Source organism: Hyphomonas sp. (assembly GCF_013823385.1).
Lineage (GTDB): Bacteria > Pseudomonadota > Alphaproteobacteria > Caulobacterales > Hyphomonadaceae > Hyphomonas.
The window spans coordinates 21,259-45,690 of sequence record NZ_PNMA01000027.1 but is presented as its reverse complement, the minus strand read 5'-3'; the positions used below and the strand labels follow the sequence as shown (position 1 = coordinate 45,690).

At 64.0% G+C, this 24,432-nt stretch carries 18 protein-coding genes; 3 read left to right on the top strand and 15 right to left on the bottom strand.

Annotated elements, in window-relative coordinates; genetic code table 11:
* Window positions 1-3: 3 nt before the first annotated feature.
* The 3 genes from C0456_RS14805 to glyS form a co-directional block, all read right to left on the bottom strand.
* Window positions 4-1,140 (bottom strand): cell wall hydrolase, encoded by a 1,137-nt coding sequence (locus tag C0456_RS14805; protein WP_291053690.1) that lies wholly within the window; start codon window positions 1,138-1,140, stop codon window positions 4-6.
* A 450-nt stretch (window positions 1,141-1,590) separates the two neighbouring features.
* Window positions 1,591-4,308 carry a pyruvate, phosphate dikinase gene (gene ppdK / locus C0456_RS14800; RefSeq protein WP_291053688.1) on the bottom strand — a complete coding sequence of 906 codons (2,718 nt, stop codon included), beginning with the start codon at window positions 4,306-4,308 and terminating at the stop codon, window positions 1,591-1,593.
* 151 nt (window positions 4,309-4,459) lie between these two features.
* The gene (glyS, locus tag C0456_RS14795) at window positions 4,460-6,769 is read right to left on the bottom strand and encodes a glycine--tRNA ligase subunit beta (protein WP_291053686.1); all 2,310 of its coding nucleotides are present in this window, start codon (window positions 6,767-6,769) and stop codon (window positions 4,460-4,462) included.
* Between the two features lie 248 nt (window positions 6,770-7,017).
* Between glyS and C0456_RS14790 the strand changes: the two genes are divergently transcribed.
* Entirely contained in the window at window positions 7,018-7,737 is a 720-nt protein-coding gene (locus C0456_RS14790) for a DUF3047 domain-containing protein (protein WP_291053684.1), read from the top strand.
* Between the two features lie 13 nt (window positions 7,738-7,750).
* On the opposite strand, the gene C0456_RS14785 is transcribed toward C0456_RS14790, so the two are convergent.
* The 6 genes from C0456_RS14785 to C0456_RS14760 form a co-directional block, all read right to left on the bottom strand.
* Window positions 7,751-8,284 carry a hypothetical protein gene (locus tag C0456_RS14785; protein WP_291053682.1) on the bottom strand — a complete coding sequence of 178 codons (534 nt, stop codon included), beginning with the start codon at window positions 8,282-8,284 and terminating at the stop codon, window positions 7,751-7,753.
* A 58-nt stretch (window positions 8,285-8,342) separates the two neighbouring features.
* Complete coding sequence (locus tag C0456_RS14780) at window positions 8,343-9,230, bottom strand: glycine--tRNA ligase subunit alpha (RefSeq protein ID WP_291053680.1); 888 nt, start codon at window positions 9,228-9,230, stop codon at window positions 8,343-8,345.
* 263 nt (window positions 9,231-9,493) lie between these two features.
* On the bottom strand, window positions 9,494-10,246 hold the full coding sequence (locus C0456_RS14775; RefSeq protein ID WP_291053678.1) for a methyltransferase: 753 nt from the start codon (window positions 10,244-10,246) through the stop codon (window positions 9,494-9,496).
* The gene (gene coaA, locus C0456_RS14770; RefSeq protein WP_291053676.1) at window positions 10,243-11,202 is read right to left on the bottom strand and encodes a type I pantothenate kinase; all 960 of its coding nucleotides are present in this window, start codon (window positions 11,200-11,202) and stop codon (window positions 10,243-10,245) included. The genes C0456_RS14775 and coaA overlap by 4 nt, the downstream gene beginning before the upstream one ends.
* Before the next feature lie 166 nt (window positions 11,203-11,368).
* Window positions 11,369-11,575, bottom strand: a complete 207-nt coding sequence (locus tag C0456_RS14765; protein WP_291053674.1) for a DUF2007 domain-containing protein — start codon at window positions 11,573-11,575, stop codon at window positions 11,369-11,371.
* Window positions 11,575-12,063 carry a hypothetical protein gene (locus C0456_RS14760; RefSeq protein WP_291053672.1) on the bottom strand — a complete coding sequence of 163 codons (489 nt, stop codon included), beginning with the start codon at window positions 12,061-12,063 and terminating at the stop codon, window positions 11,575-11,577. Before C0456_RS14760 ends, C0456_RS14765 begins: the two co-directional genes overlap by 1 nt.
* Window positions 12,064-12,232: 169 nt before the next feature.
* Here C0456_RS14760 and C0456_RS14755 point away from each other — a divergent pair, with 169 nt between their 5' ends.
* Window positions 12,233-13,246: a polyprenyl synthetase family protein gene (locus C0456_RS14755; RefSeq protein ID WP_291053670.1), complete on the top strand. Its 1,014-nt coding sequence runs from the start codon at window positions 12,233-12,235 to the stop codon at window positions 13,244-13,246.
* Between the two features lies 1 nt (window position 13,247).
* Here the strand turns inward: C0456_RS14755 and C0456_RS14750 are convergent, their stop codons facing one another.
* The 4 genes from C0456_RS14750 to C0456_RS14735 form a co-directional block, all read right to left on the bottom strand.
* The gene (locus C0456_RS14750) at window positions 13,248-14,315 is read right to left on the bottom strand and encodes a hypothetical protein (RefSeq protein ID WP_291053668.1); all 1,068 of its coding nucleotides are present in this window, start codon (window positions 14,313-14,315) and stop codon (window positions 13,248-13,250) included.
* Entirely contained in the window at window positions 14,312-15,208 is an 897-nt protein-coding gene (locus C0456_RS14745; protein ID WP_291053666.1) for a 4-(cytidine 5'-diphospho)-2-C-methyl-D-erythritol kinase, read from the bottom strand. Before C0456_RS14745 ends, C0456_RS14750 begins: the two co-directional genes overlap by 4 nt.
* A gap of 11 nt (window positions 15,209-15,219) precedes the next feature.
* Complete coding sequence (locus tag C0456_RS14740; RefSeq protein ID WP_291053664.1) at window positions 15,220-16,965, bottom strand: tetratricopeptide repeat protein; 1,746 nt, start codon at window positions 16,963-16,965, stop codon at window positions 15,220-15,222.
* A 72-nt stretch (window positions 16,966-17,037) separates the two neighbouring features.
* Window positions 17,038-18,174, bottom strand: coding sequence for an N-acetylmuramoyl-L-alanine amidase (locus tag C0456_RS14735; RefSeq protein WP_291053662.1), 1,137 nt, complete (start codon window positions 18,172-18,174; stop codon window positions 17,038-17,040).
* Window positions 18,175-18,671: 497 nt separating this feature from the next.
* Here C0456_RS14735 and C0456_RS14730 point away from each other — a divergent pair, with 497 nt between their 5' ends.
* Entirely contained in the window at window positions 18,672-21,437 is a 2,766-nt protein-coding gene (locus tag C0456_RS14730) for a ribonuclease E/G (protein WP_291053660.1), read from the top strand.
* A gap of 76 nt (window positions 21,438-21,513) precedes the next feature.
* Here C0456_RS14730 and C0456_RS14725 read toward each other — a convergent pair whose 3' ends face one another.
* On the bottom strand, window positions 21,514-22,068 hold the full coding sequence (locus tag C0456_RS14725; RefSeq protein ID WP_291053658.1) for a hypothetical protein: 555 nt from the start codon (window positions 22,066-22,068) through the stop codon (window positions 21,514-21,516).
* A gap of 132 nt (window positions 22,069-22,200) precedes the next feature.
* Complete coding sequence (locus C0456_RS14720) at window positions 22,201-24,432, bottom strand: 3-hydroxyacyl-CoA dehydrogenase NAD-binding domain-containing protein (RefSeq protein WP_291053656.1); 2,232 nt, start codon at window positions 24,430-24,432, stop codon at window positions 22,201-22,203.

Sequence of the window (24,432 nt, the reverse complement as noted above, 5' to 3'; positions counted from 1 at the left end):
GGCCTATTGCGCGGCGGCGCGGGCGGCCTCGAGTTGGCGGGCGAGATAGTCGTCGATAACGGGCGCGGGCACAGCGGCCTCTTCGGTGGCAACGAGCGCAGCCTCAGCCGGAGCGTCGGCCTTCACCGTTTTCACCGTCTGCACCGACATCAGGCGCGGCGCAGGCGCCGAGACGGTGCGGGTGGAGGTGGTGACGCCGGCGGGCGCAACAGTGGGCGTGATGGTGTAATAGCCGTCATCGGCCGCGCTGGAGGCGTCTGCGAAGAGCAGGCCTTCGTCGAGGGCGGCCATATCGGCTTCCTTGGTGGCGTCGAGCGCGGCCAGGCGCAGCTCGGTCTGGCGCTTGCGGGCTTCGAAATTGCGCTCCACGCTCGCCCATTCGGCGCCGCGCGGGAAGCGGTAGAAGATATGCAGGCCAACCTGTTTGGTCTTGATAAGGCCGGCATTCCAGACCGGGTCCACATAGGTGGCGTGATAATGGGTGGCCCCGCCGGTGCGGTCCTCATTGAGGCCCATCATGACATGCGCAGCAATCCGCTGGGCCCGGTCCCAGGCTTCCCCGGCCGGCTTGTTCCGGTCCATCGACCCGTCGCAGGTGAAGGTGAACTGGCAGCCGGTGGTGCGGGTGGCGCCCTGGAACACGACGCCGCAGACGCTGTCGGGATAGCGATGGTCGCGAACGCGGTTAGCGATGACTTCGGCAACGGCGAGCTGGCCGTTGATCGGCTCCCAGGCCGATTCATAATAGACAGCCTGCGCCATGCACATCAGCTCGGCATCGATGGTCTCGGCGCGCTGGATCTGCTCGGGGCGGAAAGAAGCAAGGAATGCGAGGGCCGCGCCATCACGGTCGCGCATGGCATAGCGGCTCATCGAGGAGTCGATGTCGCGCTTGAGAGTGTATTCAACGGTGCGCAGCCAGGGCGAGTCCATCAGGGCGGGCGTGTGGCTGGCGGTGCGGACGGCGAGGCCGCCATCTTCGTAAAGGGCAAGACGCTCGGCTTCGGCGCGGAATTCCGCGTCGGCGCGCAGGCCTGCCTGTTGTTCAGAGATCGCCGGAAGCGAAACAGATGCCGTAACGGCCACAACGGCCACCATGCCGCCGCGAATGAAGACGTCGCGCTGTTCCTGGTCGGTCATTCCAAGCCACCACCGTGTGAGCTTTTCACGCAGCCCATTAACCCGGGATACACTCGCCCGGCCTGGTTTAAGAAACCTTAACATCACCGCTCCTCTTTATCTCCGGCCGGCAATTATTGGTTTGCCTGAAGCCCCGGAGTGTCCGAGATTATTCGTTTCTATTCGGCCGAAAGTGCCCGGCCAGACCCCGCAGGGACCGGAGGGACTTGGCCCACCCGCAACTATCTAGCAATATTTCAGCCAGATTCCTGAGTGACAATTCAGAAAGCCTTGGAACCGAACCGAATCCGGGGATTCGCTCAACACGCGAAGAAAACGGTATAATTATCTGAAAACTAAAAGAAAAACGGAGCCGCAAGCGACTCCGTTCCCTGTGTATCAAATGTCAAGTTGTTGCAGAAATGCAACGTTCAAGGCAGTCCGGCTTTTGGGCCGAACCGCCCAAAACCGCTATTTTTTTGCCCCGCGGATGGCCGCCTGTGCCGCCGCGAGACGGGCAATCGGCACCCGGTAAGGCGAGCAGGAGACGTAATCGAGGCCGGCGCGGTGGCAGAATTCCACAGAGGCCGGGTCGCCGCCATGTTCGCCGCAGATGCCGAGCTTGATACCGGCCCGCGTCTTGCGCCCGCGCTCGGCCGCGATCTTAACGAGTTCGCCCACGCCTTCCTGATCCAGGGTGACGAAGGGGTCTTTCTCGTAGATGCCCTTCTCCGAATAGGCCGGCAGGAATTTGCCCGCGTCATCACGGGAAATGCCCAGCGTTGTCTGGGTGAGATCATTGGTGCCGAAGGAGAAGAATTCGGCGGCCTGAGCGATTTCCCCTGCCGCGAGCGCGGCGCGCGGCAGCTCGATCATCGTGCCGACCATATAGTCCAGCGTGACGCCGGTTTCGGCGAAGACCTTCTGTGCGGTCTCGTCGACGAGCTTTTTCAGGATGTCGAGCTCGCGGTGGGTGGCCACCAACGGGATCATCACCTCGGGGACAGGCTTGAACTTGCCTTCGTTCGAGACGTTCACGGCGGCCTCGAAGATGGCGCGGGCCTGCATCTCGTAGATTTCAGGATAGGTGATGCCGAGGCGGCAGCCGCGATGGCCGAGCATCGGGTTGGACTCGTGCAGGTCCGCCGCGCGGCGGCGCAGTTCCTCGGCGCTGAGGCCCGACGCCTTGGCAACACCGGCGATGTCTTCATCCGTATGCGGCAGGAATTCGTGGAGCGGCGGATCAAGCAGGCGGATGGTGGCCGGGCGCTCGCCCAGGATGCGGAAGATTTCCTCAAAGTCCGAGCGCTGCATCGGCAGCAGCTTGGCGAGGGCTTCGCGGCGGCCTGCCTCATCGTTCGACAGGATCATCGTGCGAACCGCCGGGATGCGGTCTTCGTCGAAGAACATATGTTCGGTACGGCAGAGGCCGACGCCTTCGGCGCCGAATTCAACAGCGGTGCGCGTATCCAGCGGGGTTTCGGCATTGGCGCGAACCTTCAGCTTACGGCGCTTGTCGGCCCAGCCCATCAGCTCGCCGAAATCACCCGACAGGTCCGGATTGATAAGTTCGACCGCGCCGGCGATGACGCGGCCATTGACGCCGTCCACCGTGATCATGTCGCCCTTCTTGAAGGTGCGGCCACGGGCGGTGAACTCGCCCTTGGCGGTGTCGATGCGCAGGTCGGAGGCGCCGCAGACGCAGGGGCGGCCCATGCCGCGGGCCACAACAGCGGCGTGGCTGGTCATGCCGCCGCGTGCGGTGACGATGGCGCGGGCGGCGTGCATGCCCTTGATGTCATCCGGGCTCGTCTCGACACGGACGAGGATCACGTCCTCCCCTTTTGCGGCGAGGGTGAAGGCTTCTTCAGAATCGAACACGACGCGGCCGACGGCGGCGCCGGGGCTGGCAGGCAGGCCCTTGAAGGCGACGTCATAGTTCGGCTTGCCGGCTTTCTTGTTCTCGTCATCGCTGGGGATGCGGGGGTGCAGCAGCTGGTCGAGCGCAGTGGGGTCGATGCGCAAGAGCGCCTCTTCTTCCGTGATCAGACCTTCGCGGACCATATCCACGGCAATCTTGACGGCAGCAGCGGCGGTGCGTTTGCCGTTGCGGGTCTGGAGCATGTAGAGCGTGCCGTCTTCGACGGTGAACTCGATGTCCTGCATGTCCTTATAGTGGCGCTCGAGCGTCGCGGCGACGTCGATCAGCTGTTTGTAGACCGCCGGCATCGCCTCTTCGAGCGGGGCATCGGAGGAGCCGAGCGTGTTGGCGCGTTCCCGCGAGATCGGCGCGGGCGTGCGGATGCCGGCCACAACGTCTTCACCCTGAGCATTGATCAGGTATTCGCCATAGAAGATGGGCGAGCCGTTGGACGGGTCGCGCGTGAAGGCAACGCCGGTGGCGGAGGTATCGCCGAGGTTTCCAAACACCATGGACTGGACGTTGACGGCGGTGCCCCAGCTTTCGGGAATGTCGTTCAGCTTGCGATAGATGATCGCGCGATCGGACATCCAGGAATTGAAGACGGCGGAAATGGCGCCCCAGAGCTGTTCGCGCGGATCTTCCGGGAACGGGCGGCCGAGTTCCTTCTCAACGGCGGCCTTGTAGCGGACGATGACTTCTTTCCAGTTGTCAGCCGAAAGATCGGTGTCGAGGTCGAGACCCTGACGCTCCTTATAGTCGTCGAGGATGTGCTCGAACTCGTCATGGCCCATGCCGAGGACGACGTTGGAATACATCTGGATGAAGCGGCGATAGCTGTCATAGGCGAAGCGGTCGCCTGCCTTGCCGGCGAGGCCGGCGGCGACTTCCTCATTCAGGCCAAGGTTCAGCACCGTGTCCATCATGCCCGGCATCGAGGCGCGCGCGCCTGAGCGGACCGAAACGAGCAGCGGGTTGGCCGGATCGCCAAAGCCCTTGCCGGTCTTGGCTTCAAGGTCTGCCAGCGCAGCGGCGACCTGGGCCTCCAGCGTGGCGGGATAGGCGCGGGCATTTTCGTAATACGCAACGCAGACAGCCGTTGAAATCGTGAAGCCGGGTGGCACGGGCAGGCCCAGCTTTGCCATTTCGGCAAGGTTTGCGCCTTTGCCCCCGAGCAGGTTACGCATCGAGGCATCGCCATCGGAGGTTCCGCCTCCGAAAGCGTAAACCCATGTTTCGTCAGCGTTTTTTACTGCGGCGTTGCTCATACGAAGCGTTCCCCGTGTTCAGCTTTGATCTTCCGGCCCCCAAGCCTGGCGGCCAGCTTGCAAGTCCTATGCTGCATGCGCGAGCCAATTGCCAGTCACGCAATGGTCACGCGAAGGTTTGACGCAAGGTGACAAGGTTGCCCTGACCGCCTCAACCCTCGATTTTCGAGAAATCGGCCACCTTGTGGAGCGCGCCGCGCACCGCCAGCAGCAGGGCGAGCCGGTTTTCCCGCACTTTTGCGTCCGAATCGTTGACCATCACGGCTTCAAAGAAGGCGTCCACCGGGCCACGCAGGCCGGAGAGCACGCTCATCGCGCCGGCAAAGTCCTCCGCCTTGAGGGGCGCTTCGAGTTTTGCCTCGGCCGCTTCCAGCGCTTTCCAGAGTGCCTGCTCCTCGGCGGGGCCTTTGGCGATGAGGGCGGGATTGACCGTCAGCCCTTCCGGCAGAGCGCCCTTCTTCTCTTCGGCCTTGAGAATATTGGCGGCGCGGCGATAGCCCGCGAGCAGCGTTGCCCCATCCTCTGTGGCGAGAAAGGCGGCGAGCGCCTCGACGCGCTTGACGATGAGCACGAGGTCATCCTCGCCGAGGGCGAAGACCGCGTCGATCAGGTCGTGGCGCTTGCCCTGATCGCGGAGGACTTGCTTGAGGCGGTCGGCGAAGAAGGAGAGGAGGTCAGGCCCAAATTCTCCGTAACCTAAAATCTCCGGAGGGCCGTCGGACTTGAGTTGGCCCCATCCGCTTTCATAATCATACGCTTTGTCAAACTCGACTAGGTAAAAACCATCTTCGGCGATGATCCGAAGCATTTCGTTTTCATAGTCGTCATCATCGTGTTCCCAGCGCTCCGTGTAATTCAGTAGCGATACACCACCTTTAGGTTCCATATCTTCTGGATACTCGTATGCGTACGCAGCTCTGCCATGCCGGAAACATTGTTCTGCAAATTTTAGCATTACAATCGCTGGGATCGCACCGAGCCCAGTCCTGACTTCATTTTCTATTATTACCCTAGCTGCGCCGAGCGCAGCACGCCGCAGCGCGAAGGGGTCTTTCGACCCCGTGGGCTTTTCATCAATCGCCCAGAAGCCCACCAGCGTATCGAGCTTGTCGGCCAGCGCCACAGCGATGGAGATCGGGTCTGTGGGCACGGAGTCGCTAGGGCCTTGCGGTTTGTAATGGTCGCGGATGGCGTCAGCGACGCGGGCGTCTTCGCCGGCGGCGAGCGCGTAGTAGCGGCCCATGACGCCTTGCAGCTCCGGGAACTCACCGACCATTTCGGAGACGAGGTCTGCTTTCGCGAGACGCGCAGCGCGTTCGGCGAGATCGGGCTCAGCGCCTACTTTCGGCGCGAGTTCACGAGCGAGCGCGGCGACGCGTTCTACCTTATCACCCAGACTGCCGAGCTCTTCCTTGAAGGCGATGGTGTTCAGCTTTTCGCCCATCACTTCCAGCGGGGTGGCCTTGTCCTTCTCCCAGAAGAAGCGGGCGTCTGACAGCCGGGCCGAGAGCACGCGGGCATTGCCTTCAGCGATCTTCTTGCCGCCATCGGTTGCGGCGATGTTTGCGACGACGATGAAATTTGGCGCGAGCTTGCCGGTCTTTGCGTCATTGGCCGCGAAGTATTTCTGGTGCGTGCGCATCGAGAGGGTGATGACTTCGGGCGGCAGGCCGAGGAAGGCCGGGTCCATCTGCCCAAGGACGACCACGGGATGTTCGGCAAGGCCGACGACCTCCTCGAGCAGGCCCTTGTCTTCGATCCATTGCAGGCCCGCTTTGGCGCAGACCCCTTCGATGCCCTTGAGGATGGCCGCGCGGCGATCATCGCGGGAGAGGACGATCTGGCCCTTCCCTTCCAGCTGCGCTTTATAATCCGTCCACCCCGTAACTGTGTAGGGGCCGCGGCCATGCACGCGGTGGCCTTCGGTGGTGCTGCCGCTGGCGATGCCGCCGACTTCAAACGGAATGACTTTGCCATCAAGCACGCAGACGATGCCCTGCAGCGGGCGCACCCAGCGGAGCTCGCCGGTGCCCCAGCGCATGGATTTCGGCCAGTGGAAATCCCGGATGATGGCGGGCACAGCCTCGGCGATCACATCTGTGGCATCGCGGCCCGGCGTGGTGAGATAGGCAACGTAGAAATCGCCTTTCTTGGGATCGGAGACGATTTCCGCTTCGCTGATGTCCTTGAGGCCCGCCCCGCGCAGGAAGCCGGCAATCGCCTGTTCCGGCGCGCCGACCTTGGGGCCTTTCTTCTCTTCGCGCACATCGGCAGAGCGCGCGTCCAGCCCCTCGACCACAGCCGTCAGGCGGCGCGGGCCGGAAACGGCAAAAGCCTTCTTCCAGGCGAGGCCCGCCTCTTTCAGCTTGGCCGTGAGCGCGGCAAGCAGGTCAGCCTCGGCCTTTGCCTGCATGCGCGCGGGGATTTCTTCGGAGAAGAGTTCGATCAGAAGTTCGGACATGGGCCCTGCAATCGCCGGAAATGGGGGTGGGCACGGCTTACAGCTACAGACGGCGGGGTCAAGCGGGCGGGGCTATGGATTGCGCAGCGGCGTGCGCCTCAGACCCAGCAGCTGCCTTCGATGTGAGGCGAGAATACAGCGGCCCCGCGGCTCACCCTCAGCCCCGCTCACAAAACATTCAAGATTGCAGCCATGGAAACCGGAGCGAGCACGCGCTAATGTGAGAGGAGAAGCGAAAGCAAAGGCGAATGATCTCCAAAATCCTTTTCCTTCTCGCCGGCCTGCTGATGGCTGGCAGCGCCGCGATGGCAGAGCCACCCCCGCGGGACCAGCGCGCGCCTCCTTCCCACAAACCCGGCCAGCGCCCCCCCTTCGTCGACACCGACTGGAGACCGTCCTATCCGATCCCGTTTGGCTGGCGGCCGCGCTACTTCCATTATGAAACGAAGTACGAGGTTGTAAGCACGCCTGAGGGTAGCATCCTGACGACCTATGCCGACGGCACCGCCAGCTGGATCAGCCACGGCGTGAACGCCACGCTGGACACAGAAGAGTCCTCCTGCCTGAACTGGAGCTGGAGCGCCGACACGCTGCCCACGCTCAAAGAGCCGGAGGACAGCCTCGCCGGGGATGATTTCGCGATCCGTCTCTATGTTTTCGGAATTCTGGAAACCGGCCAGACCTTTGGCTTCAACTATGTCTGGTCGAACGATCATCCCCGCGGGGCGATCTGGACCAGCCCCTGGTCGAGCAACAAGCTCATGGCCCTGCAACAGGGACCAAACCCCACGGGCAAACTGGTTTTGGAATCGCGCAACCTGATCGCCGATATCTTCGCCGCAACGGGCGAGAAGCCCGTGCACGTCACCAGCATTGCCGTGATGAGCGACGCGGAAGGCTCAGGCAGTGTCGCCCGTGCCCGCATCAGCCCGGTTCAGTTTGGAGAATGCCGCCTGCTCATGTACTGAGGCGGCGGTCCGATCAGACCCCGCAGGTGCCTTCGATGGGGATGATGTCCCCCTGTACGGGGTCCATGATCCGGATTGTGCCCTCATAGGCGCGGTATTCGAAGCCTTCATCCGTTTCCGTCAGCGTCAGCTGGACTTCCACCGGCCGCTCTTCATTGCGGTAGGTCCAGATGGCGGCGCCGTCCTGTTCCGTCTTGGAGACCTCCTCCAGGCGGACCGCCTGCCCTTCCAGGCCGATGGCCGCAGGGGCTGGAACACCGGCAATTTCCGTGATGAACAGCGCGCCGCCCAGTTCCCCGTTTTCGGCCTGGCGCTGGAAGCGGCAATAGATTTCCACGGTGGTGGGCTCAAATGGGGTGAGCGCCAGAGTGTCTTCGCCGCCCGGCTCGCCCTCTGGCAGAGTTTGAGTGGCTGCCCCCACCGCCGGAGAGTGGGAAGCCACCGCCTCCGGCGTCCCAGCACTTACGCTTTCCGTTTGGGGGGAAGGCTTGCAGGCGGCGGCAGAGGCCGCCAGCGTCAGCGCTAATAGGGCGTAAAATGGTTTCATCGGAAATCTCCTCTGGCGCTGTTAACGCCTGAGCCTGAGATCCGTTCACCAGAAGCTGTTATGCCTGCTGCTCGGCCCATTGGGCGGCGGCGCCGCGGGCAAGGTCTCGCACGCGGGCGATATAGGCCTGGCGCTCGGTGGGGCTGATGGCGCCGCGGGCGTCGATCAGGTTGAAGGTGTGCGAGGCCTTCAGGGCGTAGTCATAGGCGGGCAGCGGTTTGCCGGCCTCACGCAGGGCAACCGACTGGCTTTCGCAATCGGCAAACCAGCGCTTCAGCATCTCGACATCGGAATGCTCGAAGTTGAAGGCGCTCTGCTGGCGCTCGTTTTCAAGGAAAACGTCGCCATAGGTCAGCGGGACGGCCGAATCCGGGTCGTTGAAGGGCAGATCGTAGACATTATCGACGCCGAAAACGTACATGGCGAGGCGTTCGAGGCCGTAGGTCAGCTCGCCGGAGACCGGGAACACGTCGAGGCCGCCGACCTGCTGAAAATAGGTGTACTGGCTGACTTCCATCCCGTCGCACCAGACTTCCCAGCCAAGACCCCAGGCGCCGACGGTGGGGTTTTCCCAGTCGTCTTCCACGAAGCGGATGTCATGGACGGTGGGGTCAATGCCGATGCGGTAAAGGCTTTCGAGGTAGAGGTCCTGAAGGTTTGGGGGGTTGGGCTTCAGGATGACCTGATACTGGTAGTAATGGCCAAGCCGGTTGGGGTTTTCGCCATAGCGGCCATCCTTGGGGCGGCGGCTGGGCTGAACATAGGCGGCGCGCCAGTTCTTGGGCCCGAGGGCGCGCAGGACGGTGGCCGGATGCAGCGTGCCGGCGCCGACTTCCATGTCATAGGGCTGAAGGATCGCGCAGCCTTGCGCGCCCCAATAGGCCTGGAGCGTCAGGATCAGGTCCTGGAAGGATTTGGGCTTGGCGTGGGCTTTGGGGGCAGACATGCAGACATCCCGGCATTTGGTACACGCTCGCACCTAGCGCTGACCGGGCGGGTTCGCAACCGGGGGCTGGCCTACCACCAGCCTTTCTTCTTGCCGGAACCGTTATGGTCGCGCGTGCCGAAGGCGCCGTAGATGGCGATGAACAGGCCAAGCGCCAGGCTGGCAAAGAAGAGAAGAGTGAACATGGGCCGGGCCTCCCGACGTCAGATTGCCGTCAGCTTCAGTTTGCGGGCTTTTCCGCAGGGTTCAAGGGTTAATCGCCGCTACCAGGCCAGGGGATAGCCTTCGATGATGGCCTGCGCGGCGGGGGTGCGGGCGCTGCCGTCATCGGTATGGGTGATCAGGGGCGGCAGCAGGGTGAGCGGGCCGCGCTTCAGGCCCTTGCGGCCGCGCACCAGCACGCGGCGGGCGGGCTCGCCCGCCTTGGAGGCCACGGGCAGCACGGTGATCTCGCCGGCCTGGCGGTCAAGCTGGGCGAGGATGCGGGCAAGCTCGGCAGCGCGGTGGACAAGGATGACCGGGGCGCGGGGTTTGGCCGCGTGGAGCATCGCCTTTATCCACGCTTCCAGAGATAGGGTTTCGATATAGGCGGCGGCCTTGCCCTCCCCTGGCTCGGAAATCTTGCCGGGTTCAAAATAGGGCGGGTTGGCGAAGACCAGGTCGAAGCGGTTCTCATGGGGCTTAACCCATTCTGATGCTTCGGTATTTTCGATGGTCACGCGGGGGTCAAACCCGTTCAGGATAGCGCCACGCCTGGACATCCGGGTGACAGTTTCGGACAATTCGAGACCAATGAAGGACACCCCCGGCATCCTCCAGGCCGCCGGGAGCAGCGCCCCGCCACACCCGCAACCAAGCTCCAGCGCCTCGCCCTTGTCCAACACCGGCAGGGCCGCCGCCAGGAGAAGGGAATCGAAGCCCGTGCGGAAACCCTTCACCGGCTGAACCAGGCGGACCCGGCCCTGATAGACCGTGTCTTCGGTGGTCTCTTCTTCCGGCTCCTCCGGCGCGGTCATAGCCGCCTCAGGGCGACTTCGCTGACGAGATGGTCAGCCCCCTTGCGCAGGATGAGATCGGCGCGCGGACGGGTGGGCAGGATATTCTCGTGCAGGTTTTTCAGGTTGATATTCTCCCAGAGGCCGATGGCGGTTTGCAGGGCTTCGGCTTCGGAGAAGGTGGAATAGCGGTGGAAATAGGATTCCGGGCTGCGGAAGGCTGTCTCCCGCAGCCGCATGAAGCGGGCGATATACCATTCCCGCAGCAATTCCTCATCGGCGTCGATATAGATCGAGAAGTCGAAGAAATCCGAGAGGAAAGGCACGATCTTGCCATCGCGCGGCAGGTCGCGCGTCTGCAGGACGTTCAGGCCCTCGAAGATGAGGATATCGGGCCGGTCGATGGTGACATATTCGCCGGGGATCACGTCATAGGTCATGTGGGAATAGACCGGCGCGCGGACATTGCGCTCGCCCGACTTGATGGTGGAGAGGAAGCGCAGGAGCGCGCCGACATCATAGCTTTCCGGGAAGCCCTTGCGCTGCATCAGCCCCTGCGCCTGCAGCACCGCGTTGGGATAGAGAAAACCGTCAGTGGTGACGAGATCGACCTTCGGGCTGGCGGGCCAGCGGCCCAGCAGCTCCTTGAGGATACGGGCGGTGGTTGATTTGCCGGCCGAGACCGAGCCGGCCATGCCGATGATGAAGGGCGAGGGCGCCGCATCCGGCGTGCTGAAGAAGGCCCGGCGCTGGTGGAAGAGGCGCTGCACCGTTTCGACATGCGCCGAGAGGAGCCGGGAGAGCGCCAGATAGATGCGGCGCACCTCGTCCAGATCGACCGGATCATAGAGGGAGGAGAGACGGCGGACCTCATCCTCGGTGAGCGTCAGGGGCGTATCGGCCCGGAACTGCGCCCATTCGGCGGCCGTGAAGACATGATAGGGCGAATACCTGCCCGCCGGTTCAAGCTGGTGCATAGGCGTGATCCCGTCCGCTCCGAAGTGTCCCGGCCAGGCCCGGACGCCTGCCGATGGTATAAGAGGTTCGGCCATCCGCGCTACACCCCTAGTTAAATACAGAATTTTCTCTTGAGGACTTTGGCGCGCGGTTCAAGTCCGACGCAAGGGAAGGAAAAACAGGGCCCTATTCCTGGCGCAACTCGGCGAGCAGCACATCGGCGCGCAGCTTGTCTTCACTCTTAACCATCAGCCTGCGCGGAAATGCGCCGATATTGCCCTCGACCGCCGAAATATGCTGGTCGGCCACAAAGCCCTCTATGCCCGCCTCTGCGAGCAGGTGCTGGGCATAGGACAGCTTCACCGGATCGTTCGTGCGGAGCACTTCTTCCATTACTGGAGCTGGGCGCGCAGGTTCATGTCGACCGAGCGGGCATCATAAACGGTGGCCTTTTCGGGCTTCGGGTTGGCGCCCGTGACGATTTCCAGCACGGCGGTCGCCTTGCCGCCGGAGCTTCCGCCGCCCAGCGGAATGCCGAAGCCCACCCCAACGCCAACACTGGACGAGCGCCCGTAAGTACCCGTGCCGCCGCTGATGCCGATGGAGGAGCCGCCGCTGCGGCTTGCCTCGGCATCCACATATTCGGAGGTGATCTCAAACCAGTCCCTGCCCTCCATGAGGGTGATCTCGGAGGCCCGCAGCAGCGCCAGATTGCGCGCCTTGCCGGGGTCCTTGTCGGTATAGGCAATCCTGTGGCGGCCAGCCTCGATCTGCTGGGAGGTATAGCCCATGGCGCCGTCGCGGGTAGCGGGGCCATATGCCGGAGTTGTGGCGCAAGCGGCCAGAGAAAGCGCCCCGAGGGCAATGATCAGAGGTTTCATCGGTTCCATACCACGTTAAACGCACCTGGCCGCCAGGTGGTTGCACGCTATCCTATTGCCGCGCCCGCGCCAATGCGCTCAAAGGCGTGCGGCCCGGTGCCACGTCGAGTTGTCCGGGTATTTGCGTAGATTTACTTATATCTATATCGCCGCTGCCGGAGTGCCCCGTTTGACCCTCGCGCCAAAACCGAAGAGCAAGGCCCAGCTCTCCTCGATCACGGAGCGCATGCAGGCACTTGTCGCAGATGACCTGACCGCCGTGGAGCGCCTGCTGGCCGAACGCGCGGCCAGCCCAGTGGCCGTCATTCCAGACCTTTCGGGCTATATCGTCTCGGCTGGCGGCAAACGCCTGCGCCCGATGATCACGCTGATCGCCGCCCATGCCGTGGGCAAGGCGACCCATGCGACCCATGCGCTGGCGGCTGCCGTGGAGTTCATCCACACGGCCACCCTGCTGCATGATGATGTGGTGGACGAGAGCGACCTGCGCCGGGGCAAACCCGCCGCCAAGGCGATCTGGGGCAACAAGGCCTCGATCCTGGTGGGGGATTTCCTGTTTGCGCGGGCGTTCAACCTGCTGGTCGAGGCCAACAGCCTTGATATCCTGAACCGGTTGGCGACCGCCTCTACCGTGATTGCCGAAGGCGAAGTGCGCCAACTGGCCGCGATGGCCGCGCGCGACCTGCCGACCGAGGAATATCTCGCCATCGTTGAAGCCAAGACCGGGGCGCTGTTTGAAGCGGCCGCCGAGACGGGCGCGATGTCTGGCGGGGGCGAGGAATATGCCGACGCGCTGGCGACCTATGGCAAGAACCTTGGCCTTGCCTTCCAGATCATTGATGACGCGCTCGACTATGGCGGGACAACTTCGGTGATCGGCAAGTCGGTCGGCGATGATTTCCGCGAAGGGAAAATCACCCTGCCGGTGATCATCGCGCGCCGCCGGGGATCGGACGAGGACCGGGCCTTCTGGGACCGCGCCCTGAACCCGGAAGCGCAGGAAGATTCCGACCTCGCCCATGCCGTTCACCTGATCCGCGCAACGGGCGCCGCCGAGGCGACCGTGCAGGAGGCCGAAGCCTATGCGGCGCTGGCCAAGGGCGCGCTGCGCACGCTGCCGGCCTCGCCCTATCGTGACGCGCTGGAAGACCTGGCTGATTTCTGCGTGAGCCGCGCTTACTGAGCTAGCGGCCTTCAAGCGCCAGGCGGCGGCCCAGCGTGACCCGCTGCCCGATCCAGAGCGCGCAGCCCACCCCCAAGAGGATGGCGAACAGGCCGAAGGCGGCGCCGGGGCCCTGACGCGCGCCGGCGATCGCGGCGAGCGATGTAACGAGGCAGAATCCCCACCAGAGAGAGGCGACTTTCAGATGGCTCCAGCCTGCGCGCAGGAAGAGCTGATAGGCATGGTCCCTGTGGGCCTGCATCAGCGGGCGGCGGAGGCGGGCGCGCCAGATCAGCGTGAGGAAGACGTCGATCAGGATGGGCAGGACGAGTGTGGCCGGAACCCAGGCTGAATGGATGACGGCGGCCGAGAGCCCTGCCCCGCCGATGAGCGCGCCAATGGCGAGCGCGCCGGTGTCGCCCGCATAGAGGCGGCCGGCAAGGTTCCAGGCGAGGAAGCCGCAGAGCGCGGCGACGGCAGAGACCAGCAGCAGGAAGAGAATGCCCGGCGCTGCCCCCGGCGGGGGCGCGGCGATGACGGCCAGCGCAGCCAGCAGGATGGCGGAGGAGCCCATGGCAATGCCATTGGCGCCGTCCAGGAAGTTGACCGCATTGGCCATGACGAACATCCAGAGCGCCGCGCAGACGATCCCGAGGAAGACAGGCACGGCGAGCCCCGCCTCGCCCATGCCGGGCAGCCAGAGCTGGGTGACATGGGGGGCATAGATCGCGGCCAGGAGGGACGCGGCAGCGAGCACCAGCAGCTTGCGCCGGGCGGGAAGGTTGAACCTGTCATCGGCAAAACCGAGCAGGCCAGCGATCAGCACAAGGAGCATCACGCCTGCAAGCGCGCTCTGGGCAAGGGTTGTCAGGGGATTGCCCAGAGCGGCGGGCTGGACCGCGCTGCCGGCAAGGAGGGTGACCGCGATGCCGGCCAGAACGCCGAGGCCGCCGGCGCTGGGCACGGGGCGGGCCTGCGTCTTGCGGCCGCCATCGGGCGCATCCTTCGGGCCGAGGCGGGTCATCAGCGCGCAGACGGCAAAGCTGACCATCAGCGGCAGGGCGGCCCAGACCAGGGAAAGCGCCATCATGGCGCGGCCCCCAGACGGCAGGCTGCCGACCACCAGTGTTTCCTGCCTGCGTCATTGCGGAGGACCACCATCGCACGCTCGGCAAAGGCGATGGCTTCGAAGAGGGCAAAGCAGGTGGCGCCCGATCCGCTCATCCGGGCGAGCAGCACGCCGGGCTGGGCGCGCAGGAAGGCGAGCGTGGCGGCGATTTCCGGCACCATGGCGGCGGCGGGCGGCTCGAGGTCGTTGCGTTGCCCGCTGAGCCAGGCGGCGAGGGCGTGGGCGTCTGGAAATTCCGGCAGCGGATGGATTTCGGCAAAGTCTGCGCCGCCGCCGGCCGCGTCATGGGCGCGGAAGACCGGACCTGTGGGGCATGGCAGGCCGGGATTGACCAGGAGGGCAGCAAGCGGCGGGAGAGACGGCAGCGGCGTGACGCGCTCCCCTTCCCCGCGCATCAGGGCGGGCTGGCCCGCGAGCGCGACGGGAACGTCGCCGCCAAGGCCGGGCGCGAGGGCGGCGGCATGGGCGGGGTCAATATCCCAGAGCTTCGTCAGGAGACGGAGGGTCATGGCAGCGTCCGACGAGCCCCCGCCAATGCCGGCGGCAACGGGAAGCCATTTCCTGAGCGTGAGGCGCGCGCCCTGCTGCACGCCGGCAGCGATCTGGAGCGCGCGGGCCGCCTTGAGGACGAGATTGTCCTCGCCGGATCCGGCAGCGGCGGCTGCGGGACCTGAAACGTCGAGGGTAAGGGTGTCGGCGGGCTCTACGGTGAGGTGGTCGGCGGCGCGCGCATCGGCGAAGACGACGAGGGAATCGAGATCATGCCGGCCATTGGATTTGGGAGGGCCGACATGCAGGTAGAGGTTCACCTTGGCAGGTGCCCAGCCGGAAAGGCCTGTTTCTACGATACCCATGAGCGCGGCCTTCAGGGCGTTTCCGGCACGCCGGCCGGGAGCGCAGCCGGGGCGGCCGCCTCGGGCGCGTCAGGGCCCAGCTTGGAGTGCAGCTTGGCATTGATCCGTTCCCGGTCTTTCTCGGCCGGATCCAGCGTCAGGGCGCGCTCCCACTGGAAAGTTGCCTCCAGCTTGCGCCCCGCGCGCCAGTAAGCGTCCCCCAGATGATCATTCAGGATCGGGTCGCCGGGCATGAGTTCGACCGCGCGCTCGAGATAGTCGATGGCTTCCTCATACTGGCCGAGCTTGTAATGCGCCCAGCCGAGACTGTCGATGATATGGCCCGACAGCGGCTCGAGGATTACCGCGCGGCGGATGAGGGCGAACCCTTCCTCAAGGTTTTCGCCCCGGTCGATCCAGGAATAGCCGAGATAGTTGAGGACAGTGGCGCTTTCCGGGCGCAGTTCCAGGGCATGTTTCAGGTCTGCTTCGGCTTCCGGCCAGTTGCCCTGACGCTCCCGCGCGGCGCCGCGCGCGAAGATGACACGCCAGTCTTCCTTGGCGCCATCAGCGGCGATGATCTCATTGAGCACCGCCTCCCCTTCTGCATAGCGTTCGAGGGAAATGTAGAGATCGGCGAGTTGAAGCTGGAGGCTGCGGTCAGGGGTTCCGGCCAGCGCCTCGGCGGCGACGCGGAGGGCTTCCTCACTCTTGCCTTGCGCGTTCAGGAGACCGGCAAGCTGGCCCTGGGCGTTGGCGTAATAGGGAGAGGAGGAAGGCACTTCGCGCAGTACACGGATGGCATCCTCGCGGCGACCGCCATTCTCCAGCGCCTGCGCCCAGAGGGAGCGGGCGACCTGCAGGTCCGGGTCGAGCGCCAGCGCCAGCACGAAATAGACCGAGGAGAGATCATCATTGGTCTGATACATCAGCGCGGCAGCCGGGACGTACAGCGACAGGGCCGCGCCCTGGCGGGTGGTCAACCGGCGCGGCTTGATCTGCTCGCCTGCCTCGATGCGGCGGGCAAGCTGGGCCAGGGCCGCATTGGTACCGACCTCAGAGCGGAAGGTTTCGATGATCTCAAGCGCGCGGGCGCGCTCTCCGCGGGCGGCGAGAAGTTCGGCATGAGCCTCGACGCCGATGGCGAGGCGGGCCCCGGAGGCCCAGACACGCTCGAAATTCGCCAGAGCCTGATCCTCGGCGCCGCCCGACATCTGCAGGAGGCCCAGCATGTAGAGAGCCGGGCTGTCATAGCGCAGATCGCCGGTGAGCCCCTGCTCCAGATAGCCTGTCGCCAGAGCGAGGCCATCCTTGTCCAGCGCGCGCCAGGCCGAGATGCTGTTGGCGATATTCCGGTTGAAGGGCAGGAAGGCCGACTCTTCGAGATAGGGCTGCGCCTTGTCGGGCTTGCCGCGCACGATGGCATCGACGGCGAGCGTGAGCCGGATGAGGCTCGCCTCGCTGCCCGCCGCAAGCGCGCGGCTGGAAAGCCCGGCAGCGGCAGGATAGTCGCCTGCCAGCAGCGCAGAGAAGACGGCGCGCTCGGCAATCGAGGCCTTCTCAGGCATGACATCAATGATGGCCGCATAGCGCCGGGACGCGGTTTCGGGATCGTTTGTCAGCGAGGCAATCCGCGCGATCATGAAATCCCGATAGGCCTGCGCTTCAGGCGGACGGTCGCCGGAGAAGTCGTAGGATGACCCGTGCGAACCGGAGGTGGCGCAGGCACACAGGGCGAAAAGACTGGCAAGGAGGATCGGCGAAAGGATGCGTTTCATGGGGCAAACACTTGCAGTATCCGATGGGCGCTACAAGTGGCGCGCAGCGGTCTGCCACGCGCCATTTCGGCGCTATTGTGAGGCAAGCCGCACGTCCTGACGGTCAAAATAGGTATCGATGGCATTCTTGATGGCACGCACGGCGGCCTGGCGCCCCTTGTCCGACTGAAGCCGCTTGGCGTCGTCCGCATTGGTGAGGAAGCCGAGTTCCAGAAGCACGGCGGGCACGTCCGGCGCCAGCAGGACATAGAAGCCGGCGCTGCGGTGGGTATTGCGCAGAACCGGGCCAGCCTGCTCAAGCTCGGGCAAGAGCAGCTCGGCAAATTCGGCAGAGCGGGTCTTGGTCTCGCGCTTGACGAGATCCGAGAGGATGCCGGTGAGGCGCTGGGGCGTTCCATCTTCGATCGGGATGACCCAATTGTTGCGGCTCGCCTCGCGGTCGATCCGCCCCTCCCCGCGCGCGGAGATGGTGTAGACCGAAGCGCCTGCAACCGAGCTGGAACCGGCCGCATCCGCATGCAGCGAGATGAAGAGTTCCGCGCCCCAGTTTCGCGCCTTGGTCACCCGGTCTTCATGGTCGACATAGACATCGGTGTCACGGGTGAGCTTGACGACATAGCGGCCATCGGCCTCCAGCAGGTCTCGCAGGGCGAGGGCCGCCTTAAGGGTGACATCCTTTTCCCTGCCGCCATTGATCGCCATGGCGCCGGGATCCTTGCCGCCATGGCCGGCATCAATCACCACGACATGGCCCTTGCTGCGGGGCGGCGCCTTCCGGCCCGCCGCCGCCGCGCCCGCCCCTGCCAGGATGGCCGTCTGCGTTTCGGCAGCTTTCGCGGCATCCGTTTCCGCCTTGGCCAGCCGGCGCTGGTCGCGCTTGGCCAGGCTGGAGAAGCGGGCCTCGGAGACGGTGTCGAGATCGACGATCACGCGATAGGATTTTTCCGTGCCGGTGGGCGGCAGGCGCAGGACGCGCGCCACCGACATCGGCCGGTCGAGCGCGAACTCCAGCCGCCCCGGGTTCAGCGACCAGACGGTGACCCCGCCGCCGCCGGGGCCCTCTGCAGAATAGGCGTTCGACCTTAGCGGGAAAATGATGCGCCGCACACCGCCGGTTTCGCTGGCATAGGCTTCAGCTTCCTCAGGGGCATCAGTCCAGATCGTGATTCGGGTCGGGGCGCCGTCCCCCACAACGCGCACTTGTGACACGTCCGCAAGGGCGCCAAAAACGGCGCCAAAGCAAAGTATTAACAGGACTGAAACAATACGTGTCAGCATCAGCTCGGCGGGTTGGAATGGGCGGGCGGTGCCCAATTTCAGGTCACTGATGTGGATACCCACAGGAAGATTAACCCAGCCTTGACCGCAGATTAGCTGTTACAGCACCCCGAGCGGGAATTTGGCTCTTTCAATTGCAGGGAAAATTGGGCACTATTCTCATGTGGCCGCCGTAAAGGGTCGGCCCAACGGTTTCCCAACAGCGCACCCCGGCCCGGCTTCCCCGGAAAGGCAAGCGGGCGGCGCGCTCCGGAAAGCAGGAAAAATGCGCACTGGTGCCGCGAACACTGCAGGTTTGATCGACTCGCCGAGGCGAGACGGCTCTCTGCGCCCGCAACGCGCCTCCCTCACCACTTATTCCGGCCTGCCAGCCAACCAGAGGCGCCCTGCGCCCTGGCGAGCGGCGCCGGACCGAAAGGTTCTGTTTAATGAGCAGACTAATGCTGATCGACGCGGCCCACCCCGAAGAAACGCGGGTGGCCATCGTCAACAATGGCCAGGTTGATGACTTCGATTTCGAAACAACCGGCAACGAACAACTCCGCGGAAATATTTATCTCGCCAAAGTGACCCGGGTGGAGCCTTCGCTCCAGGCCGCCTTTGTCGAATATGGTGGCAACCGCCACGGTTTCCTCGCTTTCAGCGAGATCCACCCGGATTATTACCAGCTGCCCGCAGCCGACCGCGAAGCGCTTCTCAAAGAAGCCGCCGAGGAGGCCGCCGCCGCCATCGAGGATGATGATGACGGCCCGTATGTTCCCCATGGCATGAGCGCCGAGCTGGAAAACGGCGCTGGCGTGGATGTTCCCGGCGCCGATGACGGCGAAGAGGACGATGGCGACGAAGATGACGCCGACGCGGACGCTTCAGCCGATGCAGACGGCTATGGCGAGGACGATGGCGAAGAGGCCCGCCCGCGCGCCGCCAAGCCTGAACGCCGCAATGGCCAGAAAAAGACCCAGCGCACCCCGATCTCCAAGCGCTACAAGATCCAGGAAGTGATCCGCCGCCGCCAGGTGATGCTGGTGCAGGTGGTGAAAGAGGAGCGCGGCAACAAAGGCGCGGCCCTGACGACCTATCTGTCGCTGGCCGGGCGCTATTCCGTGCTGATGCCGAACACCCCGCGCGGGGGCGGCATTTCCCGCAAGATCGTCAATTCGGCTGATCGCAAGCGGCTGAAATCCATCGTTTCGGAACTGGATGTGCCTGAAGGCCAGGGCCTGATCGTGCGTACGGCCGGCGCCAAGCGCACCAAGGCCGAGATCAAGCGCGACTATGACTATCTCTCGAAACTGTGGGAACAGATTGTCGAGAAGACCCTCTCCTCCGAGGCCCCGGCGCTGATCAATGCCGAGGGCGGGCTTGTCCACCGCGCGATGCGGGACATGTTCGACAAGGAGATCGAGGAAGTCTGGGTTCAGGGCGATGAAGCCTATCGCGAGGCCAAAGACCTCGCCAAGATCATCATGCCGAGCCAGGCAAAGAAGGTTCAGCAATGGCGGGAGGAAGACCCGCTCTATGTGGCCGAAGCGGTCGAGAACCAGCTTGATTCGATCTATTCTCCGGTCGTGCAGCTGAAATCGGGCGGCTATCTGGTGATCAACCAGACCGAAGCCCTTGTTGCCATCGATGTGAACTCCGGCAAATCCACCCGCGAGCGCAATATCGAGCAGACCGCCGTGCGCACCAACCTGGAGGCGGCCGAAGAAGCCTGCCGCCAGATGCGCCTGCGCGATCTTGCCGGTCTGATCGTGATCGACTTCATCGACATGGAGGAGAACAAGAACAACCGCGCAGTCGAAAAACGCCTGAAGGAATGCCTGAAGGTGGACCGGGCGCGCGTTCAGCATGGCCGCATCTCGCAGTTCGGCCTGATGGAAATCTCGCGCCAGCGCCGCCGCCAGGGCGTGCTGCAGGCGACATCTGACCCCTGCTCTGCCTGTAACGGCACCGGCCGCCGCCGCTCGATCCCGTCAGCTGCGCTGCAGCTGATCCGGGCAATCGAGGCGCGCGCCGCCACCGGCGGCCTCAAGGGCATCGGTGTGAAGGCGCCGACGGATGTGGCGCTCTACATTCTCAACAACAAGCGCGAGGCGCTGATCGAGATCGAACGGGTCGCGGGCTTTGCCATCTCGATCCATTCCTCCGAAGACATGCTGCCCGGCGATTTCGAGATCAATGCCGAGCGGGATCCTGGCGCCAAGCCGAAGAAACGCCCGACGCCGCGCTCTCTGATGAAACCGACACCGCCTTCGGCGCGCGACGAGGATGATGAGGATATCGAGGACGAAGACCTGATCGAGGCCGATGACGAGGCCGGCGATGAGGATGAGGCTGGCGAAACGCGCAGCTCTGACGCTTCTGAAGAGAAGCAAGGTGGCAGCCGCCGCCGGCGCCGCCGCCGCCGGGGTGGCCGCAGCCGCGGGGAAACCCGCGAGACCGGTCTCGAAGTGGTGGATGCCGAACGCCCTGCCGATGCAGAGGCAGACGCGGGCGAAGACGACGAAGACGAGGATGACGGCGAAGAGGCCGTTGGCGCTGGTGAAGCAGAGGCCGACGACAGCGACGCCGCGCGTAAGCGCCGCCGCCGGGGCCGCCGGGGTGGCCGCCGCCGCCGCAGAGGCAGTGAGGGCCGCGGTGAAGGCGGCGAGATTGCCGCCATTGCCGATGGCGGGGCATTCCTGGATGGCCTGTCAGTCAGCGCAGATGTGATGCTGTCAGAGGAAGAGCCGGCGATTGGCCTGCCCGCGCCCGCCGAAGTGCTGCAGATCGAAGCCGAGGTGGCCGAGGAGCCGGTTGCGGCTGAGGCAGAGCCTGCTGAGGCTGACGCGGAGGACGCGCCTGCGCCCGCCGCTGACGAGCCGCGCACAGGCCGGTCCCGCTCGCGCCGTGGCCGGGGTGGCAGCAAGGCAGCGGCGGATGAGACGCCTGCCGCAGAGGCTGCGCCTACTGTGGAGGCCGCGCCGGAAACGTCCGAGCCTGCTGCAGAAGCAGAATCTGCTCAGGTGGAGACCGCTCCTGTCGAAGCGCCCGCACCTCAAGCAGCGCCCGAGCCAGAGCCTCAGCCTGCCATGGCGCAAGCCGAGGCCGCGCCTGTGGCCGTCGTTGAGCCTGAACCGACACCGGCAGCCCCTGCCCCGGCCGAGCCGACCGGCCCGAAACGCACCGGCTGGTGGAACCGCGGGAAGAAGTAAGCCCGGAACTCAGACAACGGAAGAAAAAAAGGGCCGGAGCATCGCTCCGGCCTTTTTGTTTGCTCGCGGGCAAATTTCAGTTGGCGCCAGCAAGCGTTTTGAATTGCGGATCAGCAACTGCCTTACCGATCAACTCCTGAACAGCAGGCGTGAATGCATCAATCACATTCTGGCAAGCTTTGATCGCCGAATAGCTGGTTTTAAACGTGTAATGAGTCGCTATTGTGTAGCCTTCCGGGAGTTCATCCGAGCTCAGTTTCAAGCCGATGTCCCAGCTTCCGGTGCCCATAGAGTTGAAATCAAGCTCGGTAACTTCGCCGCGGATAACTTTTCCGGTGGCCGCATCGTACATACCAGATGCGAAAAGCTCATCGCGCATCGCGCCTTCGATGAATTCTCGGGCAGTTTTTCCCGGTGCGACTTCCAATGCCCCCAGTGCACGGCACGTCATGTTTTCCGACACGCCCGGCGTCATGCTGAATGACGCGACCTGGACCTTAGCGTCGGACTCTTTCAGAGCCGCCTGAAAGGCCAGAATATTCGACGTAGATGGCGTATACGGACGGCTGGAAGTTGTCTCGCAAGCCCCGAGCGCCAATACTGCCGCAGCAGCACATACATACTTGATCATGTGTTCCCCAACAAAAAAGCCCGCAGCCGAACGCTGCGATCGCCACGTTCAACCTGCGGGCTATTCTGTCAACGGGCATGCCGTTTCATCCACAGGTTTCTCCAACCGAGAGAAGTCTGTGGATTCAATTCACTAGGCAGCCACTTTCTTCTCACCAGCCGGCGGGAAGCGGTCGTAGAAGGATTGGCCCTTCTCGGCCATTTCGCGCAGGAGTTTGCCGGGGCGGAAGCGCTCGCCATACTTGTCAGCAAGGCGGTCTGCCTCAGCGACGAAGGCGGGCACGCCCCAGATGAGATCCATGTAGCTGACGCAGCCGCCGGTATACGGCGCAAAGCCCCAGGCGAGGATGGAGCCGATGTCGCCATCGCGCGCATCCTGGATCACGCCCTCCTCGAAGCAGCGAGCGACTTCGATGGCCTGACGGATCAGGAGACGGTTGGTCAGCTCTTTCTTGAGCGCGGGCGGACATTCGTCGATCTTGACTTCGACCTGCTCATTCAGGTCCGGCCAGATACGGTCGGGTTTGCCCTGCTCGTTATAGTCATAGAAGCCCTTGCCAGCCTTGCGGCCAACGCGGCCCTTGTCTTCCACGATCCAGGCCATCATGCGGCCAAGCGGGGCTTCGTTATAGTCGAAGCCGGTGGCCTTGGCAGTGGCGCGGCCGACCTTCAGCGCCGTGTCGAGACCAACCGAATCGGAGACTTCCAGCGGCCCCATCGGCATGCCGGCCTGGCGGCCGACGTTTTCGATGATCGCCGGCTTGATGCCTTCGGAAAGCATTTCGAGGCCTTCCTGCGTATAGGTGCCAAAGCAGCGCGAGGTGTAGAAGCCGCGGCTGTCATTGACGACAATCGGCGTCTTCCGGATCTTCAGGACATAGTCGATCGTCTTGGCGAGGGTTTCCTGGCTGGTTTCCTTGCCCATGATGATCTCGACGAGGCCCATCCGCTCGACCGGCGAGAAGAAGTGGATGCCGATGAACTTGTCCTTGCGCTTCAGCGGCGTGGAGAGCTGGGTGATCGGCAGGGTCGAGGTGTTGGATCCGACGATGGCGTTTTCGCCGAGAGCGGCTTCGGCGTCGGAGAGCACCTTGTGCTTCAGGTCCATGTCTTCATAGACGGCTTCGACGATCAGGTCGCAGTCTTCCAGAAGCTTATAGTCCGTGGTCGGCGTGATGAGGGAGAGGAGCGCGTCGCCCTTCTCCTTCGTGCTCTTGCCGCGGGAGATGTCCTTCTCGACGAGGCGTACGGAGTATTGCTTGCCCTTCTCGGCCGCTTCCTGCTTCACATCAACAAGGACCGTGCGGATGCCCGCCCGTGCCTGTTCATAGGCAATGCCGGCGCCCATCAGACCGGCGCCGATGACGCCGACCTTTTTGATCTCAGCCTTCTCGAAGCCGGCCGGGCGGTTTGCGCCCTTCGACAGGGCCTGCGTGGAGAGGAAGAGCGAACGGATCATCGCCTTCGCCTCTGGGCGCTGCTGGGTGTTAATGAAATAGCGGGTCTCGATGCGCAGGCCGGCATCGATGGGCACCTGAATGCCTTCATAGATGCAGGAGAGGATGTTCTTCTGAGCGGGGTAATTACCATAGGTTTTCGAGGCCAGCATCATGTTGGCCATCGTGGCCACCTGACCGGCGCCGGGCGATTTATGCGGCACGCCGCCGGGAACCTTGAAGCCTTTTTCATCCCACGGGGCTTTCGCCTTCGGGTTTGCCTTCACCCAGGCCTTGGCGCGGGCAACAGTCTCCGCCCCCGGAGCAAGTTCCTGAACGACGCCCATGGCATGGGCTTTCTCGGCATTGAAGCTCTCGCCCTGAAGGATCAGCGGCAGCGCGGCCTGAACGCCGACGAGGCGGGGAAGACGCTGCGTGCCGCCTGCGCCCGGCAGAAGGCCGATCTTGGCTTCCGGCAGGCCGAACTGGATGCGCGGATTGTCATTTGCCGCCACGCGGTAATGACAAGCGAGCGCCACTTCGAGGCCGCCGCCGAGGGCGAGACCGTTGAGGGCCACGGCCACCGGCTTGCCGCAGGTTTCCAGTTTGCGCAGCGTGCCATTGAGAGCAAAGCCTTGCTCGAACTGTTCTTTCTTCAGTTCGTCGGCGGACTTTTTCTTCTCGCCGCCGCCACTGCCGGCGCGGTCGCCCATCTCGCCGAGGTCTGCCCCGGCGCAGAAGCCGGTTTCCTTGCCAGAGGAGATGACGAGGCCCTTGATGTCAGCGTTGGAGGCAACCTCATTGGCGATCGCGATGATGTCCGCCACGGCCTTGCCGGTCAGCGTGTTCATGCTGCGGCCGGGAACGTCGAAAACGGCGTGGGCGATGCCATCGGCATCAATGTCGAATTTGAAGGTTTCGAGTTTCAT

Excerpts from the sequence above, each read along its gene's own strand:
- C0456_RS14805 (WP_291053690.1), bottom strand. The coding sequence starts at position 1,140 with ATGACCGACCAGGAACAGCGCGACGTCTTCATTCGCGGCGGCATGGTG.
- ppdK (WP_291053688.1), bottom strand. The coding sequence starts at position 4,308 with ATGAGCAACGCCGCAGTAAAAAACGCTGACGAAACATGGGTTTACGCT.
- glyS (WP_291053686.1), bottom strand. The coding sequence starts at position 6,769 with ATGTCCGAACTTCTGATCGAACTCTTCTCCGAAGAAATCCCCGCGCGC.
- C0456_RS14790 (WP_291053684.1), top strand. The coding sequence starts at position 7,018 with ATGATCTCCAAAATCCTTTTCCTTCTCGCCGGCCTGCTGATGGCTGGC.
- C0456_RS14785 (WP_291053682.1), bottom strand. The coding sequence starts at position 8,284 with ATGAAACCATTTTACGCCCTATTAGCGCTGACGCTGGCGGCCTCTGCC.
- C0456_RS14780 (WP_291053680.1), bottom strand. The coding sequence starts at position 9,230 with ATGTCTGCCCCCAAAGCCCACGCCAAGCCCAAATCCTTCCAGGACCTG.
- C0456_RS14775 (WP_291053678.1), bottom strand. The coding sequence starts at position 10,246 with ATGACCGCGCCGGAGGAGCCGGAAGAAGAGACCACCGAAGACACGGTC.
- coaA (WP_291053676.1), bottom strand. The coding sequence starts at position 11,202 with ATGCACCAGCTTGAACCGGCGGGCAGGTATTCGCCCTATCATGTCTTC.
- C0456_RS14765 (WP_291053674.1), bottom strand. The coding sequence starts at position 11,575 with ATGGAAGAAGTGCTCCGCACGAACGATCCGGTGAAGCTGTCCTATGCC.
- C0456_RS14760 (WP_291053672.1), bottom strand. The coding sequence starts at position 12,063 with ATGAAACCTCTGATCATTGCCCTCGGGGCGCTTTCTCTGGCCGCTTGC.
- C0456_RS14750 (WP_291053668.1), bottom strand. The coding sequence starts at position 14,315 with ATGATGGCGCTTTCCCTGGTCTGGGCCGCCCTGCCGCTGATGGTCAGC.
- C0456_RS14745 (WP_291053666.1), bottom strand. The coding sequence starts at position 15,208 with ATGGGTATCGTAGAAACAGGCCTTTCCGGCTGGGCACCTGCCAAGGTG.
- C0456_RS14740 (WP_291053664.1), bottom strand. The coding sequence starts at position 16,965 with ATGAAACGCATCCTTTCGCCGATCCTCCTTGCCAGTCTTTTCGCCCTG.
- C0456_RS14730 (WP_291053660.1), top strand. The coding sequence starts at position 18,672 with ATGAGCAGACTAATGCTGATCGACGCGGCCCACCCCGAAGAAACGCGG.
- C0456_RS14725 (WP_291053658.1), bottom strand. The coding sequence starts at position 22,068 with ATGATCAAGTATGTATGTGCTGCTGCGGCAGTATTGGCGCTCGGGGCT.
- C0456_RS14720 (WP_291053656.1), bottom strand. The coding sequence starts at position 24,432 with ATGAAACTCGAAACCTTCAAATTCGACATTGATGCCGATGGCATCGCC.